The organism is Rhodobacteraceae bacterium Araon29 (assembly GCA_039640505.1).
Taxonomy (GTDB): domain Bacteria; phylum Pseudomonadota; class Alphaproteobacteria; order Rhodobacterales; family Rhodobacteraceae; genus CABZJG01.
Genome location: CP046865.1, coordinates 879,600 through 895,839, shown reverse-complemented (window position 1 = coordinate 895,839; position 16,240 = coordinate 879,600). Strand labels below are relative to the sequence as shown.

General features: G+C 49.5%; 14 protein-coding genes. 10 read left to right on the top strand and 4 right to left on the bottom strand.

Translation table 11 applies throughout. The features are described from left to right. Positions 1–130: 130 nt before the first annotated feature. From GN278_04125 to htpG, 3 genes are all read left to right on the top strand, one after another. Positions 131–1,243 (top strand): S-(hydroxymethyl)glutathione dehydrogenase/class III alcohol dehydrogenase, encoded by a 1,113-nt coding sequence (locus GN278_04125; protein XAT60071.1) that lies wholly within the window; start codon positions 131–133, stop codon positions 1,241–1,243. Between the two features lie 2 nt (positions 1,244–1,245). Then, the gene (locus GN278_04120) at positions 1,246–2,118 is read left to right on the top strand and encodes an MBL fold metallo-hydrolase (protein XAT60070.1); all 873 of its coding nucleotides are present in this window, start codon (positions 1,246–1,248) and stop codon (positions 2,116–2,118) included. Between the two features lie 134 nt (positions 2,119–2,252). Beyond that, on the top strand, positions 2,253–4,112 hold the full coding sequence (gene htpG / locus GN278_04115; GenBank protein ID XAT60069.1) for a molecular chaperone HtpG: 1,860 nt from the start codon (positions 2,253–2,255) through the stop codon (positions 4,110–4,112). A gap of 59 nt (positions 4,113–4,171) precedes the next feature. On the opposite strand, the gene GN278_04110 is transcribed toward htpG, so the two are convergent. After that, on the bottom strand, positions 4,172–4,660 hold the full coding sequence (locus GN278_04110; GenBank protein ID XAT60068.1) for a hypothetical protein: 489 nt from the start codon (positions 4,658–4,660) through the stop codon (positions 4,172–4,174). Positions 4,661–4,838: 178 nt separating this feature from the next. After that, positions 4,839–5,081: a hypothetical protein gene (locus GN278_04105; protein ID XAT60067.1), complete on the bottom strand. Its 243-nt coding sequence runs from the start codon at positions 5,079–5,081 to the stop codon at positions 4,839–4,841. Between the two features lie 650 nt (positions 5,082–5,731). On the opposite strand from GN278_04105, the gene GN278_04100 reads away from it, so the two are divergent. Continuing rightward, the gene (locus GN278_04100) at positions 5,732–6,418 is read left to right on the top strand and encodes a response regulator (protein ID XAT60066.1); all 687 of its coding nucleotides are present in this window, start codon (positions 5,732–5,734) and stop codon (positions 6,416–6,418) included. 2 nt (positions 6,419–6,420) lie between these two features. Continuing rightward, complete coding sequence (locus tag GN278_04095) at positions 6,421–7,977, top strand: histidine kinase (protein XAT60065.1); 1,557 nt, start codon at positions 6,421–6,423, stop codon at positions 7,975–7,977. Positions 7,978–8,031: 54 nt separating this feature from the next. On the opposite strand, the gene GN278_04090 is transcribed toward GN278_04095, so the two are convergent. Together GN278_04090 and GN278_04085 are read right to left on the bottom strand one after the other, a co-directional pair. Then, on the bottom strand, positions 8,032–9,861 hold the full coding sequence (locus GN278_04090) for a family 20 glycosylhydrolase (GenBank protein XAT60064.1): 1,830 nt from the start codon (positions 9,859–9,861) through the stop codon (positions 8,032–8,034). Position 9,862: 1 nt separating this feature from the next. Continuing rightward, entirely contained in the window at positions 9,863–10,612 is a 750-nt protein-coding gene (locus GN278_04085) for a UTRA domain-containing protein (protein ID XAT60063.1), read from the bottom strand. A gap of 256 nt (positions 10,613–10,868) precedes the next feature. On the opposite strand from GN278_04085, the gene GN278_04080 reads away from it, so the two are divergent. Genes GN278_04080 through GN278_04060 form a run of 5 tightly spaced genes read left to right on the top strand, consistent with a single transcriptional unit; the run spans position 10,869 to position 16,222 of the window. Then, entirely contained in the window at positions 10,869–11,801 is a 933-nt protein-coding gene (locus GN278_04080; GenBank protein ID XAT62537.1) for an ABC transporter permease subunit, read from the top strand. 1 nt (position 11,802) lies between these two features. Then, positions 11,803–12,645, top strand: coding sequence for an ABC transporter permease subunit (locus GN278_04075; protein ID XAT60062.1), 843 nt, complete (start codon positions 11,803–11,805; stop codon positions 12,643–12,645). Between the two features lie 24 nt (positions 12,646–12,669). Next, positions 12,670–13,881 carry an extracellular solute-binding protein gene (locus GN278_04070; GenBank protein ID XAT60061.1) on the top strand — a complete coding sequence of 404 codons (1,212 nt, stop codon included), beginning with the start codon at positions 12,670–12,672 and terminating at the stop codon, positions 13,879–13,881. Positions 13,882–13,941: 60 nt separating this feature from the next. Beyond that, complete coding sequence (gene ugpC, locus GN278_04065; GenBank protein ID XAT60060.1) at positions 13,942–15,048, top strand: sn-glycerol-3-phosphate ABC transporter ATP-binding protein UgpC; 1,107 nt, start codon at positions 13,942–13,944, stop codon at positions 15,046–15,048. A 10-nt stretch (positions 15,049–15,058) separates the two neighbouring features. After that, positions 15,059–16,222, top strand: coding sequence for a gfo/Idh/MocA family oxidoreductase (locus GN278_04060; GenBank protein ID XAT60059.1), 1,164 nt, complete (start codon positions 15,059–15,061; stop codon positions 16,220–16,222). Positions 16,223–16,240 lie beyond the last annotated feature (18 nt).

Below are 16,240 nucleotides of genomic sequence, written 5' to 3'. Positions count from 1 at the left end.
TCAGCTAACTTCAGATATTGCAATATGTCCAACAAGGTGTAACGGTTTTCGTCACGTCTTGGCTGTCATAATCTGGCCATTACGTGAGTTGGACACAAGACCACCACTTTAAACAGGGAAGGGACACCAGATGCGAACAAGAGCCGCTGTAGCACTCGAAGCCGGCAAGCCATTGGAAGTGATGGAGGTCGAACTTGATGGACCACGCGCTGGCGAAGTCTTGATCGAAGTGAAAGCCACTGGTCTGTGCCATACCGATGAATTTACCCGATCCGGCGATGACCCAGAGGGTATTTTTCCCGCAATTCTAGGACATGAAGGCGCTGGCGTTGTGATCGAGGTTGGCGAAGGTGTCACCAGTCTTGAAGTAGGCGATCATGTAATTCCGCTTTATACGCCGGAATGCCGTGAATGCGAATACTGCCTCAACCCAAAAACCAACCTGTGTCAGTCTATCCGCTCGACCCAGGGCCAAGGGCTTCTGCCCGATGGCTCCACCCGGTTTTCGATGCTCGATGGCACCCCCATCCATCACTATATGGGATGCTCAACCTTTGCCAATCACACGGTGGTTCCGGAAATTGCGCTTGCCAAAGTGCGCAAAGACGCCCCGTTTGACAAGATTTGCTATATCGGCTGCGGCGTAACAACGGGCATCGGCGCTGTGATCAATACTGCCAAGGTCGAGATCGGCAGCCGGGCAATTGTTTTTGGCTTGGGCGGCATTGGTCTCAATGTCATCCAAGGGTTGCGATTGGCCGGAGCCGACCAGATTGTCGGAGTGGATTTAAACGAGGGCAAGACCGACATGGCGCGGCATTTCGGGATGACCGATTTTGTCAATCCTGAAAAAATCGAGGGCGACTTGGTGGCCCATCTTGTCGAGTTAACCAGCGGTGGGGCCGATTATACTTTTGATGCAACCGGAAATGTCAAAGTCATGCGCGCAGCGCTTGAATCAGCTCATAAAGGCTGGGGCGAAAGCATCATCATTGGCGTGGCCCCGGCAGGCGCCGAGATTAGCACCAGACCATTTCAGCTCGTGACCGGACGGGTCTGGCGCGGTACGGCCTTTGGCGGCGCTTCGGGGCGTACCGATGTGCCAAAAATCGTCGATTGGTACATGGACGGCAAAATCGAAATTGATCCAATGATCACCCATAAATTAACTCTTGATCAAATCAACCATGGGTTTGACCTAATGCATGAGGGCAAATCAATCCGTGCAGTTGTGGAGTTCTAACCATGCCAAAGCTTAATCCAGAAATTCACAGCTATTTCGATGAAGCCACCAATGCCGCCTGCTATATTGTGAAAGATCCAAGTTCGGCGGCCTGCGCGGTGATCGACTCGATCTGGGATTTTGATATGGCATCGGGGCGCACTCATACTGCGCATGCTGATATGCTGATTGATGAGATTAGCAAAAATGGCTGGCGACTAGACTGGGTCATCGAAACCCATGTCCACGCAGATCACCTATCTGCTGCGCCCTACCTTGTGCAGCAAATGGGCGGTAAGATCGCTATTGGGTCCAATATTGACACCGTACAAAAAGTCTTTGGCAAAGTGTTCAACGCGGGTACTGAATTTCAAATGGACGGCAGTCAGTTTGATAAACTTTTTGACGACAGAACCTATTTTAAAATCGGCAATATGGATGTTGAGGTGATGCACACGCCAGGCCACACACCGGCCTGTGTTACCTATGTGATAGGCAATAGCGCCTTCATCGGTGATACTTTGTTCATGCCTGATTTTGGCACGGCTCGCGCCGATTTTCCCGGCGGCTCGGCAACAGACTTATATCATTCAATTCAAAAAATACTGGCGCTGCCCGATGATACGACATTGTATCTTTGCCATGACTATAAGGCCCCCGGGCGCGATGAATTTTGCTGGCAGACCACTGTTGCAGAGCAAAAAGCCAATAATGTGCATGTGGGCGGGGGAAAAACGGAAGAAGAGTTTGTGTCCTTTAGGACCGCACGTGATGCCCAGTTGTCGATGCCAAAGCTGATCATTCCCTCGATCCAAGTTAATATGCGGGCAGGACAGCTGCCACCGGCAGAAGAGGATGGTGAGGTCTATCTCAAAGTGCCGATCAACAGGTTATAGTATATCGGTCTAGCGCCAGCTTAGGTGAGCGTGCCTTGGCACGCTAAAACTTTTGCATCCCGCATATTGAACCTGACGCCAAAACACTTACATCACAAACGACTTTAGACCGCTCTTAGAAAAGGGACCTACTCATGACTGTTCAGACAAGAGAATTCGAAGCAGATACCGGTAAAATTCTCAATATCGTTATTAATTCTCTGTATTCAAACAAAGAAATTTTTCTGCGCGAATTGCTTTCCAATGCATCCGACGCGATCAACAAAAGACAGTATTTAGGTCAAGTCGATGGCGCTTTGCTACACAGCGGTGACAGTGGAATTGGCATTAAAATAAATAAAAAAGCCAAAACTATAGAAATTAGTGATACCGGCATTGGCCTAGACGACAGTGATCTTACCGAAGCCTTGGGGACCATTGCACGTTCCGGAACCAAAGCCTTTATCGAACGCCTTGAAGAGGCCAAAGACAAAAAGGATGAAAAGCTAAACCTAATCGGCCAATTTGGGGTAGGGTTTTATTCGTCCTTTATGGTGGCAGACAAGGTTGAGGTAATCAGCCGTAAGGCGGGAACAGAGCAAAGTTTCCTTTGGTCCAGTGACGGCCAATCGGGCTATAGTATCGCGTCTGAAACCAGCCGTGAGACCGCCGGAACGACGGTGATCTTGCACCTGAAAAAAGATGCAAAAGAGTACATTGAAGACGCCCGTATTAAAACGCTGATCAAAAAATACTCGGACCATATACCCCATCCCATTACCCTGACCGGAACGGATGGTGAAAGCGCCGTGGTTAATTCGGCCGAAGCAATATGGACCAAAAGCCCCAAAGATATCAGTGCCGAAGACTATACGCAGTTTTACCAATCAAACAGCGGTAACTTCGACACCCCATTTATCACCATTCATAATAAATCCGAAGGCTCTTTAGAGTTTACCAACCTGCTGTTTATCCCCAATCAGGCGCCATTTGATCTTTTTGAACCTGAACGCAAAACCAAATTGCAGCTTTATATCAACCGGGTTTTCATCACCAGTGATCTAGGTGATTTATTGCCCCAGTGGTTGCGCTTTGTACGCGGGATCATTGATACACCCAGTCTTGATCTGAATGTCAGCCGCGAAATTTTGCAGCATAGCCCAACGTTGGCCAAGATCAAAAAAGCAATCACTAAAAAGGTGATGAGCGAGCTTGAAAAGAAACTCAAAAAAGACCCCGAAAGCTTCGACGCCTTCTGGCAAACCTTTGGCCGGGTTATAAAAGAAGGCCTCTATGAAGATCACGACAACCGTGATCGACTGTTGAAAATCAGCCGGCTGTATTCACATAAGCAGGATAAGTTTGTCACGCTGCAAGAATACGTGGATCAGATGGCTGAAAACCAAAAATCGATTTACTATTTGGCCTCGGAAAATCTAACATCTGCCAAACGCAGCCCGCATCTTGAGGGCTTTGCCGAAAATGGCATAGACGTGCTGCTGCTGACCGACCCGATCGACGAATTTTGGGTCTCTATGGTGCCAAATTTTTCCGACAAACCGCTGACATCAATTTCACGGGAAAAAGTCGATCTGTCAGAGTTTTCTGAAAGCGAGCAAACCCCGGAAAGCAAAGCATCCGAAGAAACCTATAGCGATTTGGTGCAAAAAACCAAAGATATCTTGGGCGAGGCTGTTTCAGATATAAGGATGTCCTCAACACTTACCAGTAGCCCAGCGCGCTTGGTTGCCGGCGAAGGCGGTTTGGACTTTAATCTTGAGCGGATTTTAAAGGCACAAAACCCCGATTATCAAGGCACTGCGAAAGTGCTGGAATTGAACCCGTCTCATCCTTTGATCGAGAAGATGAACGCCGCACTGGAAACAAATGTGGATGTGGTTGCAGACACTGCCCAGATACTGCTGCAGCAGGCGCGGATACTGGATGGTGAATTGCCCGATGATCCGGGTGAATTTGCCAAGCAAATGACAAATGTGATGCTCAACGCGTTATAACTGATTTGTTTCGCGGGCCAGAGAAAGCCCTTGCCCGCGCTGCAATCATTTAGATCGGTCTAACCTTGAATTTTCCAGCTGCCATCAGCCATGCGGCAGGCGGTACCATAGCCTTGCTGCTTGGTTCCACCGACCATAATTTCTTGTGTGTATTCACGGCACACCGTTGTTTCCGTGTAATAGGTCCGCGTCGCCATGACGCTTCCGCTATTGCCGCTATCTGGGTTTGACCATGTCATGGCTTGGTTTGTCGGCGCCGTTTCCATCGTTCTTTGATAGGTGGTGCGTAACATTTGGCGATCAAGCTGATCCAGCGAGGCCCCAATATCTCCACCAATAATGGCCCCAGCCAGCAACCCGGCCATGGTAAACAGGGCTTGATTATCAGACCCTTGTGCGGCTTGGTTGGCCAAGGTTCCGCCCACTACGGCACCGCTGAGTACGCCAATGGTTTCCTTTGGACCGGCTTCACCGGTGCCTTCCGTAACAACGGTCTGACAGGCGGAGAGGCCGAGCGTCATGACCGCTAATGCTGCAAAGTACTTCATAAACTGTCCCCCTTTGGGAAAAACATATATTTTAACTTCTTTGCGAACAAGACCTTAGGGCAGCAAAACCCATTCAGTCAAAAAATTGTTTCAGGATAAATAATCAAGGATAGCCGGGCTGAAATCAACAGGCTTTTCACCGTATGACATTCACAAAATCGTGACGGTTCATTGGTATTCAAACTGTCTCAGTCACCACAATATTTCGCGCACTGAATTCGGCCCTTAACGATGCCAGAACATTACGGCCATTAACCGCAGAACGTAAAGCCGCATCAATGTTGGCTTTTGCAATATTGGCCTCGGCAATCTTTAGCACAACGCGTTGGCTGTCATTGCCGTCGTAGACCACTTCTTTTTGACCGGACAGAGAGGTCCGAAGACCCAAAAAATGCTGACCATCAAGACTATGAAAATACATAACATCAAACCTTTTAACTACAGGATCAGCCTAGCAACCTACGTGATTCGCGCAGAGTCTTGACATATTGGATCACAAAATATTGGGTATCACTGTCTCTATATTACAACATATGCCACTCCTACCGCCTAGGCAACTAGCTAAGGTGCAATACAAATTTGTCAAACATGCATATCATTTTTGGAAAAAGTGCATAGAGTTATAGTATCAAGCCTTATCAAAATGAGCATCTTACCCCTTAATTTGCAGGTAAAAAATATTACTCAAAACCAGCAGCTTGGCTATTTCGACTTTCGCAAGAGATAGACGTATAGAAAGGCTCCAAACACCAGAATTTCAGCAATCGTCAGAGTTCGAACAAATTCCATATTTTTTTCCTTTTTTACTCTGGCGAGGCAAAATGTGACCCCGCCAGAGGAACTGAGCAATTTGGCATAACTGGGGGAGATGGACCAAACTGCTGTCTGCTCTCCAGGTTTTGCCTCAACCTGTAAGCCCAAATCTATGCCCCTCATGTGCACATAGTTTGCCCAGATTGTGCAGATCAGTTGATAAGTTATGCAGAATTTGTGCACTGGTGCGAAAACCCTTTGTGGTCTGGATTTTACTGTGCCAACTGCTACTCTATTGGCAACCACGGGATCCAAACCATGCCGCATATTGTAATTGTCGATGATGAAGAAGACATCCTGTCCCCGCTTAAACAGATGTTGACCAGCGAAAGCCATCATGTTGATGCGTTTTCTTCGGGGCGTGCGGCGCTTGATTATTTTCAAACTAAAACCGCAGATTTGGCGATATTTGATATTAAAATGCCCCAAATGGATGGCTATGAGCTGCTCAAATCCGTGCGGCAGTTACATCCAAATATTCCAGTTATCTTTTTGTCATCAAAAGCTGATGAACAGGATCAGATCATTGGCTTTACGCTTGGCGCGGATGATTATGTCACCAAGCCCTTTAGCAAACATCTTTTGTTATTTCGGGTGGCTGCCGTACTGCGCCGGCACGTTGCAACCGACAGCGGCAGCTTGCTTAAACCTGTCACCTGCGGCCCTCTTCATATTGATGAAGACCGGCATTTGGTCACGTGGAAAGAGGCGCCGATTGATCTCACTGTAACCGAATGCCTGCTGCTTTTATCCTTGGCCCGCCGTCCCGGGTCGGTCAAAAACCGCCAACAGCTGATGGACGCTGCCTATCAGGAAGCGATTTATGTCAGTGACCGAACCATCGACAGCCATATCCGCAATATTCGCCAGAAACTCAAAGCCTCAGATCCCAAATGTGACGTGATCGCAACGGTGCATGGGCTTGGCTATAAGCTCAAGATCTGATCATGTTGTTGCGCGGCATTCTATCCAAAATCATTGGTTTACTGCTGCTGTTTAACCTTGCGCTTTGGAGCTTTATATTTTTCACAGAAGACACCGCCTATCTTGAGATTACCAACAAACGCGACCGGCTTTATGAACGTGCCGTAATGTACCGGAAACTGATTACCCCGCTTTTTGAAGATCAGTCACTTTCCGAGTTTGAGCGCAAATTGGCCATCGAAGGCTTGCTGCGCGACAGTGAACTGGCGGGCATTGGCAAAGTGGTGGTGAAACGATTTTCAGACCTAAAATTGGCGGAAAGTTTTGAATATTTCAACGGTCAGAAACCAATCAAGCTGGTGCCGATTTCAGTTCAAGAGCTGGCACCTGAACCAGCGGCGGAATTCGAAGTGGAAAAAAACAGGTTTGATCCGTTTGAATACTTGTTCACCTTTTATAAAAACTTTGTCGACCTGCAATTGATCACGGACCCGATTGTCCCGATCAGGGCAAGGTTTTCGATGCAGTATCATCTGATTGATAGCGGCCAGGATGCCTATGAGCTTAAATATCTTGCTCCGATTAAAATTGCGCGCAAAACAGTCGCCACGCTTGAGGTTCGCGACAGTTATTTTCTGCGCGAAAGCTATATGGGCAAAAACAAATCTCGGCTGACCATATTGGCCGGCCTCTCGGCGCTCACTTTGGTGTTGGGAGTGTTCTTGGCCCTATCAATCGCCTTTCCCATTCGCAGCCTTTCCAAACGGCTTAACCGCAAACTCAAAGCCGAAACAGTGTCTGAACAGTTAAACGATTTTCGGATCAAACGGTTCGAGCACCGTAAGGACGAAATTGGCTTTCTCTATCGGAATCTGGTTACACTGAATGGGCAATTGTCCAAACTGTTTTCCGATAAAGAGCGCTTTGCAGCCGATGTATCGCATGAACTGAAAAATCCACTAGCTGCAATCATTGCGCATGTTGAAAATGCCCGTACAGAGACAACAAATACAGAGCAATCTGCAAAAGGCTTTGAGGCCATTCATGACCAAGCAGTGCGGATGAACAAACTAATCTCGGAAATATCTGAAGCCGCCATCGTCGACCATGATCTGGTGGCCACCAAACGCGAGAAATTCAATCTTTCCGAACTGGTGCAGGATCTCACCGGCCATTTCGAAACCGAGGCCGAGCGCGAAGGCGTTAAACTGGTCGCTGATCTGCAGTCGAACGTCAAATTAACGGGCCTTCCTGACCGTATTGCGCAGGTGGTTATCAATCTAGTGGAAAACGCGATTAGCTTTTCCAAGCCAAATGGTGAGGTCTATGTAGAGTTGAAAAAATCTTGGCGCCGGGGCATTTCAATATCTGTTTCCGATACAGGCCCCGGTGTGCCAGACGATTTGCACGACAAAATATTTGGGCGGTTTTTTAGCGCCCGAAGTGGGGCAGCTGAAAAACCAAATAGTTCCGGCTTGGGGCTATATATTTGCAAGCAAGTGATTGAAGCCCACGGCGGCAGCATCACGCACGCTAATGGATCACCATTATCTGGCGCGACTTTTACTGTCCGTTTTTAGCAGCCTGAGCAAACTACCAGACTGTAACCAGAAAATAATAGGGGAAGCCGTCCATTATGCCGCTGTGTTCCACTGCCAGCCAAGGGCGTCAAACACCGCACGGTAGTGCCCCGCAAGCGCCTGCAGATCAGGCCCTGTCAAAGCGTCTTGTTGCGACCATGCCTTGGTGGCAAGACCTAAAATCCGTGGGGCTAACATTGGTTCAATCTGATGGTCTTGCTGCGTAAATTCGCCCCAAAAAGCGCCTTGAACGCCCACCACCTTATCTGCAATATCCTGCGCGCCTGACGGCACGGGATCCCAGTTGATGGTCGCTTCCAGCGCAACGATCGCGGCCCAGCTTGCCCCCCAATCTGCCGGATCTGACGTATGGGCCATGTCAAAATATACATTCTGGGCCGGACACATGACCACGTCATAGCCTGCACGTGCGGCCGCAACACCGGCGGCTTGGCCCTGCCAAATAAAGAGCAACGCATCATTGCGAATGCCGCCCCCTGCCCCGCGTGCGGCTTCTTCCCAAGCGGCTGGGCGCATATTTTTAGCGCCAGCAAGCCCAGCGGCTTTGCGCATGACCCAAGCACCCACATCATCGGCTGTTTTCAACCCGTGTTGCTGTTTGAAACGCGCCATTCTGGGCGAGCCTGACCATGCCATTTGGGGCAGTTCATCACAGCCCAAGTGCAAATAGCCAAATGGAAAAAGCGGCGCAATTCCATCAATCAACGCGCCTATGACTTCCCATGTTTTTGCGCAGGCTGGGTTGGTGACATTGCCGCGATACCCTTGAACGCTTTCTTCCACACCGGTGTCATCCGGGTCGCGCATTTCTGGGAAAATCTGGTTCAATACATAACTATGCGCCGGGATTTCTATTTCTGGCAATACTTCGATATGCAGGGCTTTGGCATGCGCCACGATCCTTTCGACATCGCTCACAGAATAGCTGCCGCAGGCCTTCATGCCACCACCAAAAACGCCGGGCATATCCGCCCCCTCACCACGGCACCGGCTATTTTGCCAAACTTCAGGCAAGTTCGGAATTTCAATTCGAAATGCCTCATCATCAGAAAAATGCCAATGAAACCGGTTGAGTTTGAGCAGAGCCATCAAATCCAAAAGCCCGGTAATGGTATCGGGTTTAAAAAAATGCCGCGCGCAGTCCAAGTGTTGCCCGCGCCAGGGAAATCTTGGCTGATCCTCAATGCGCCCACAGGGCAAAAGGCCATTGGTGGTGATGAAAAGATTGAAAAGGGTGATACCGGCGTAAAAAACGCCACTATCCGAGGCGGCGGTGATGATCACCTTCTCGGGGGTAATTGATAATATGTATCCCTCATGTGGAATATCGGCTTTCCACTGCATGATAACAGCTAATCCGCCTTGGTTTTTAAAACCTTTTGCAGATGTGCGCGTGGCCAGCGCGTTGACCTTATCCAGCTGATCATCAGAAAAGGAAAACCCTTCTGCACGCACGGTTCCGAGCGCGGGCTTCCAGTGGGTTGGCGCCGGCACAAGGGGCAGTCCATCATAAGCCTCAAAAGACTTTTCTGGCCCTGCCCTGACGCCCAATTCCAAGGACGGCAAACTATGGCAGGCATCACCCACCCTAAGGTAGCCGCCCAAGGGCAACCAAGCCCGGTTTTTCACGCCGATATTGGGATCGTCGTAGATCAGCTCAATCAAATGGGGCTTGCCAGCTGCAAGCGCTGGAAGCTGCACCTCGTGAAAGCCCCCAACACGCCGGATCATAAGGCCCCCTGCACTCACCGAACCGGGCGCCATTAAAGAAAAGCAAAAAACGGGATCAAGAAGCTTTTGCGCGCTTGTCAGCGTGCACCGAATACCGCCGTCTTTTAAAATTGCATCGAAAGAAAACGTCATATCAGGCCTCAAGCCGAAGCTCGGTGACAAAATCATATATGTCAGACCTGTAAATTCCTCGCGTAAGCTCGATCGGTCGCCCAGAGGCCAAATAGCCCACTCGGACAATTTTCAACGCAGCAGCACCCTCGGCCATTTTTAGTAGCCGCGCTTCCTTTGCCGTTAGATTTATGGCCGTTACCCGTTGCAGCGCCCGGGTCGGCGCACGGCCTTCGGCCCTCAGGACAGCATAGAGCGAGGTTTTTACTTTTTCTGGCTGATGCAGGATATTTTCCGGCAGCGAACTTTCTTCAATGGCCATCATAACCCCATCCGAGCTGCGCAATCGTTCAATGCGCGCCACGCGCACACCGGACCCCAACCCCAAAGAGACAACCTCATCTGGCGTTGGCGTAAAAAGACCGTGCGACAGCACAGTGCTCTCCGAAGATTTACCCCGCGCCTGCATGGTTTCGGTAAAGGACACTAAAGACGACAGTGATTGCTTGAGCCTTTGCGCTTGCGGCAAAACAAACGACCCCGCCCCACGGCGCTGCTCAACCAAGCCATCGCTGACCAACTGTGAAATGGCCTGCCGTACGGTGACACGGCTGATCTGCGCTTCTTCTGCAAGAAGCCGCTCGGTTGGCAATTGAACATTGGGTTGCAGACCGCCGGATAAAATTTGATCCGCCAAATATCTATGCAATTGCTGATAGCGTGGCCCGTGTTTGGGCTTGTACCAATCCTTTTGATCAATCGAAACCTTCAACCCATATACCCCTAATTATCTCAGCCTTTGGTATTGCAATTACCATACCAAAAGCCTATTCACCTTAGGTAAATATATCCAATAATTGATGAGAAACAACTGAAAATGCCCAATTATCTAATTATAAATTTTTTTGGTATTACTTAGGTAGTAATTTTTTTTACGCTTGGTATGATTTGTATATAAGAGCAGATTCCTTTTTTTGCTCCGCCTAAATTGCACGAAAATTCTTTTGGGGGACAATTTGAAAGATTCGATGAGCGCAGGATCTATTCCTCGCAAAAATGGAGCGCCACAGGCTCGCAAGAAAAGCCTTTCAGAGCCACTTTTTGGCTGGTTGCTGGTGGCCCCTGCAATTATTTACATTGCTATTATTGTTGCCTGGCCGCTGGCCGAAACATTTCGTTTATCCCTGACCGATGCCCGCTTGGGCGGTGAGAATTATGTCGGATTGGAAAACTACCAAGAGCTGCTGGAAAAGAAAAAATTCCATCAGGTCATCACCCGGACATTTTTTTGGATGTTTCTGTCTGTAAGTTTGAAAATCATCCTTGGGCTTATTGGCGCCACGCTTTTGAACGCGGCTATCCCTGGCCGGACGCTGTTTCGGGTCTTGGTGATGCCGCCATGGGTCATCCCCATTGCGATTGGATGTATTGGCTGGCTGTGGCTTTACAATGGTCATTTTGGTTTGATTTCAGGCATTGCCCAGCGAATTGGATTGATCGACGGGCCTTTTGGGTTTCTAGCCTATAAAACTTCGGCATTTTACTCGGCCATTATCACAGACGTCTGGGTCGGCACGCCTATGGTGACGCTGTTTTTTCTAGCCGCCATGCAAGGCGTTAGCCGCGATCTTTATGAAGCTGCCTGGGTTGATGGCGCCGGACGCTGGTACCGGTTTCGCCGCATCACAATACCCCAGATTATGCCGGTGATTGTTTCGATGGCTTTGCTTTCTGCCATTTGGACCTTCAACAGCTTTGAAATCATCTGGATTTTAACCGAGGGCGGTCCTCGCGGGGCAACGACTACATTGATCGTGGATACCTATAAAACAGCCATTGGCAATTATAAATTTGGCGAAGGCGCGGCACGGGCGGTCGTGATTGTGGCTTTGCTTGCAGCATTTTCGCTTATCTACATGTTCTTTTTGAACAAGGTGAATAAAATGTATGGGAGTAAATAAGATGATGGATCGTTACTCTCGGGTTCAAATGGTGGCCATCTATGCCTGTGTTGCCGTTTTCCTAACCTTTATGTTGCTGCCATTTTTCGAAATGTTCATGACATCTTTGCGTCCGCTTGAGCATCTTTTTCGTGCGCCCTATCAGTTTTGGTCAGATGACTTTAGCTTTGATGCCTACAGCCAAATGTGGGAAACCGTGCCGCTTCTGGGCCGCTATATCTGGAATTCGATTTATATCTCTTCGATGGTGACATTGCTGACCATGATCTTGGTCATCCCCGCAGCATATGCCTTTGCGCGGCTTGATTTTCCGTTCAAGAACGCCACGCTTTCCATGTTTCTTGGCGTCAATATGTTTACCGGCGCAGTGCTGCTGATCCCGCTTTATCGGGTGCTGCGGACGTTAGGACTACTCAATACCTATTGGGCGATGATCGTCCCGGGAGTGGCCTTTTTAATTCCAACTGGGATTTGGCTGCTGCGCTCTTATCTAGAAAAAATACCACGCGAATTGGAAGAGGCGGCCTTTGTCGATGGCGCCAGTCGGCTTTATACACTGCGCCGGGTGGTGCTGCCGCTGGCTGTGCCGGGCCTCATTGTTGTGGGCGTCGCCGTCTTTATCGGCGCATATGCCCAGCAGTTCCTCTTCGCTATCACATTCAACCAGACCCGCGAATATCAACCACTACCTGCGGGCCTTTATGAATTCATCGGCTATCAGTCGGTGACTTGGAACGAAATGATGGCCGCAGCCTTGGTGGGCGTTTTGCCTGTCATGGTCATCTTTTTGTTCCTGCAAAAATACCTTGTTGCAGGGCTTACGGCTGGCGCTGTCAAGGAATAACCACGCAAAACATGGGAGAAAAAAATGAAAAATCTAAAACTACTGACAGTGGGCGCCGCAATGCTTGCTGGAAGTGCGATCTCTGCGCAAGCGACAGAATTGCATTTCATCATGTGCGGCGGTGAGATCCGCCAAGCAGACCAAACGGTTGTTGACGCCTTTGTTGCCAAGCATGACGGTGTCTCGGTTAATTTAGAAGCAGTGCCATGGGGCACCTGTCAGGATAAATCCCTGACACTTGCCGCAGCCGGAGATCCGCCATCTATCGCATACATGGGATCACGGACCTTACGCCAATTGGCAAACAATGGCCTGATTGTACCAGCAGAGATCTCTGATGATACCATGGGCGCATATCAGCCAGGCATTCTCAATACAGTCACTGTCAAGGGGACACATTGGGGATATCCACGCGCGTTTTCAACCAAAGCTCTTTTCATCAACTGCGGACTGGTTGAAGCAGCCGGCGAGCAATGCGTGGCACCGCACACATGGGCAGGCATGTACAACCTTGCGAAAGCCATTAATGACAATACCGAAGCAGCTGGTGTTGGCCTTGCGGCAAAAGACTTTGACAACACGATGCACCAGTTCTTGAACTATCTTTATTCAAATGGCGGCATTGTGATCGACCCGACAACCGGGGAAAATATGCTTGATAGTGACGCAACACGCGAAACTTTGGCCTTCTTCGGAAAATTGGTTGATGTGGCGCAAGATGGCCCAACCGCTTGGGAACGTAGCCAGTTGAAGGACCTTTATAACGACGGCAAAATCGGGATGTACATCGATGGTCCATGGGGCCGCGGTCAGCATAACGCAGGTATTAAGGAAATCACTGTTCCTATTCCAGCCGGACCAAACGGGGACAATGGCACCTTGCTTATCACCGATTCAATTGCGGTATTTAAAGGCTCAGGTCATGAAGATCTTGCACATGAGCTCGCCGGTATGCTGACAACAGGTGAAAGCCAGTATGCACTGGATACCGAATGGGGTCTGACACCAATCTTCGACTATGAAAAACTTGGATTTGAAAGTCCTTACTACAAAGGTGATGCCTACTGGCAGGTCTTTGTAAATGGCATTGGCGCAGGTGGTCCTGAGCCGCTTGTTGAGGATTTCAAATCACTACAAGCCGTCTTTACCAATATGATCCAAGGCATCGTGCTAAAGGATGATACAGTAGACAACCTTGTAACAATTGCCGGTGAAGAACTGGACGAAGCTCTTTGAGCTGATTTTCAGGGCGGCGGTTACCGCCGCCCTGACCCATAGACTTAAAGGAATGTTTTAGTGGCAACGCTGGATTTACACTCAATTTCAAAATCTTTTGGCACGGCAGAGGTGCTTAAGGATGTCTCTCTGGCAATCAAGGATAAAGAATTTGTTGTCTTTGTCGGCCCGTCTGGATGCGGCAAATCCACTTTGCTGCGGATTATTGCTGGTCTGGAAGAGGCCACCGAAGGCAAAGTGCTTATCGGCAGTGAAGACGTCAGCAACGCCGCGCCTGTGGATCGCGGCATTTCAATGGTCTTTCAATCTTATGCGCTCTATCCACATTTATCTGTATTTGAAAATATTGCCTTTCCACTGCGGGTTCAGAAACTGTCGAACTCAGATGTGCGCGAGCGCGTAAATCGCGCTGCTGAAATCCTGCAACTGACCGAAAAATTAACCCTAAAACCCGGACAGCTTTCGGGGGGGCAACGACAACGGGTGGCCATTGGCCGCTCAATTGTGCGAAACCCAAAAGTGTTTCTGTTTGACGAGCCATTGTCCAACTTGGACGCCGCATTGCGCGGGGATATGCGGGTTGAACTTAGCCAGCTTCATCGCGAATTGGATGCCACGATGGTCTATGTGACGCATGATCAGGTCGAAGCCATGACAATGGCCGACCGGATTGTGGTTTTGAACGAAGGCCGCATTGAGCAATTCGGCACGCCCATGGAGCTATACCATCATCCGGCGACCAAATTTGTGGCGGGCTTTATTGGCCAACCGAATATGAACCTCGTGCCGGCCAGTGTTGCAAGAGTGAGCCCAAAGGGTCTTCATGTCGAGCTAAGCGAGGGCACGCAATTATGTTTGCCTGTTGCAACAGATGCCTCTCAACCCGGTGATCATGTTGAAATAGGTATGCGGCCCGAAGATGTTCACATGAATAAGGATGACGGGCTTAAAGTCACAGTGAATGTTCTCGAACGTCTCGGGGGCACATCGATAACATACGGCCAATTGCCAAATAGCCAAATTAAATTCTGCGCCGCACTTGCAGGTGATGCTCCGATCAAAGAAGGCGAGGTCATATCACTTTCCGTAGACCCTAATGATTGCCATGTTTTTGATGCCGGCGGTCGGGTTTTACGTCGCACCAACGCCCCCAGTTTGGTAGATTGAGGGGCCAGATATGCGGATCGTAACAGCTGGAATTGGTCTGCGCTCCGGGCATGTTTTGTCGATCCTGCGCAAAACAATGCCCGAGGCAAAGATCGTCGGCTATTACGATCCTCAACCATCGCATCTTGACATGATCGGACTTGAAACCCCGCGCTACCCATCGATTGAAGACATGCTCAGCGATGCCAATCCTGATTTGTTTTTCATTGGATCGCCGAATGAATTTCATCTTGAACAAATTGCTCTTGGGTTAAAGGCCGGCGTACGGATTTTCACGGAAAAGCCGGTCGTTGTGTCTTTGCAGCAAACCATGCAGCTAGCAGAGCTGTTAGCCGAATACGGGTCAGCGCGTGTGATGGTTGGGCTTGTTCTGCGGCATTCACAACATATGAAAGACTTACGCATAGCCCTTGATGCCGGTGTTCTTGGCCCGATTGCATCGCTGGAAGCAAATGAGCATATCGCGCCCTACCATGGTGCGTTTTTCATGCGCGACTGGCGCCGTATGCACGGCCATTCCGGGGGCTTCATGCTGGAAAAATGCTGCCATGATTTAGACCTCTACAACATGATTACAGGCTCGCGGCCAAAACGGGTGGCAAGCTTTGGCGGGCGCCGGTCGTTCCTCCCGGCCCATGCGCCCGCCAGCAATTCGGAAAATGACACTTTTCATGTTAAAAAGTCAGTTTGGAATTCAGTGGATGATCCCTTTCAAAGTGATGGAGACATCGTGGATTGCCAAACCGCAGTGGTTGAATTTGAATCTGGGGCCTCTATGAGCTTTCATACGAACACCAATGTGCCTGACGAACATCGCCGGTTTTGCATTATCGGCGCTAAGGGGATGGCAGAGGGCGATTTTGTCCGCGGCTATCTCAAAATAACCCGCCGCGACGGAAGCATTTTTGCCAATCACGATTACTCAAACGGCATGCTCGCAGAGACGAGCGCCCACTACGGGGCTGACCATTTAATGGTCCAAGACATTGTTGCGTTCCTTCGCCAAGAAAAAGACGCCTTACCGGTCAGCATTGTAGATGCACTAGAGGCCGGCATCGGGGCGCTTGCAATTGATCAAGCGCGCGAAAGTGGGCAAATCGTAAATTTATCTTCCATTTGGGCAGAGTTTGACAGATACAATCTGCCCGCGAGAAAGGACCAAGATGTTGGATAAGATTGAATTGGGCCAGCA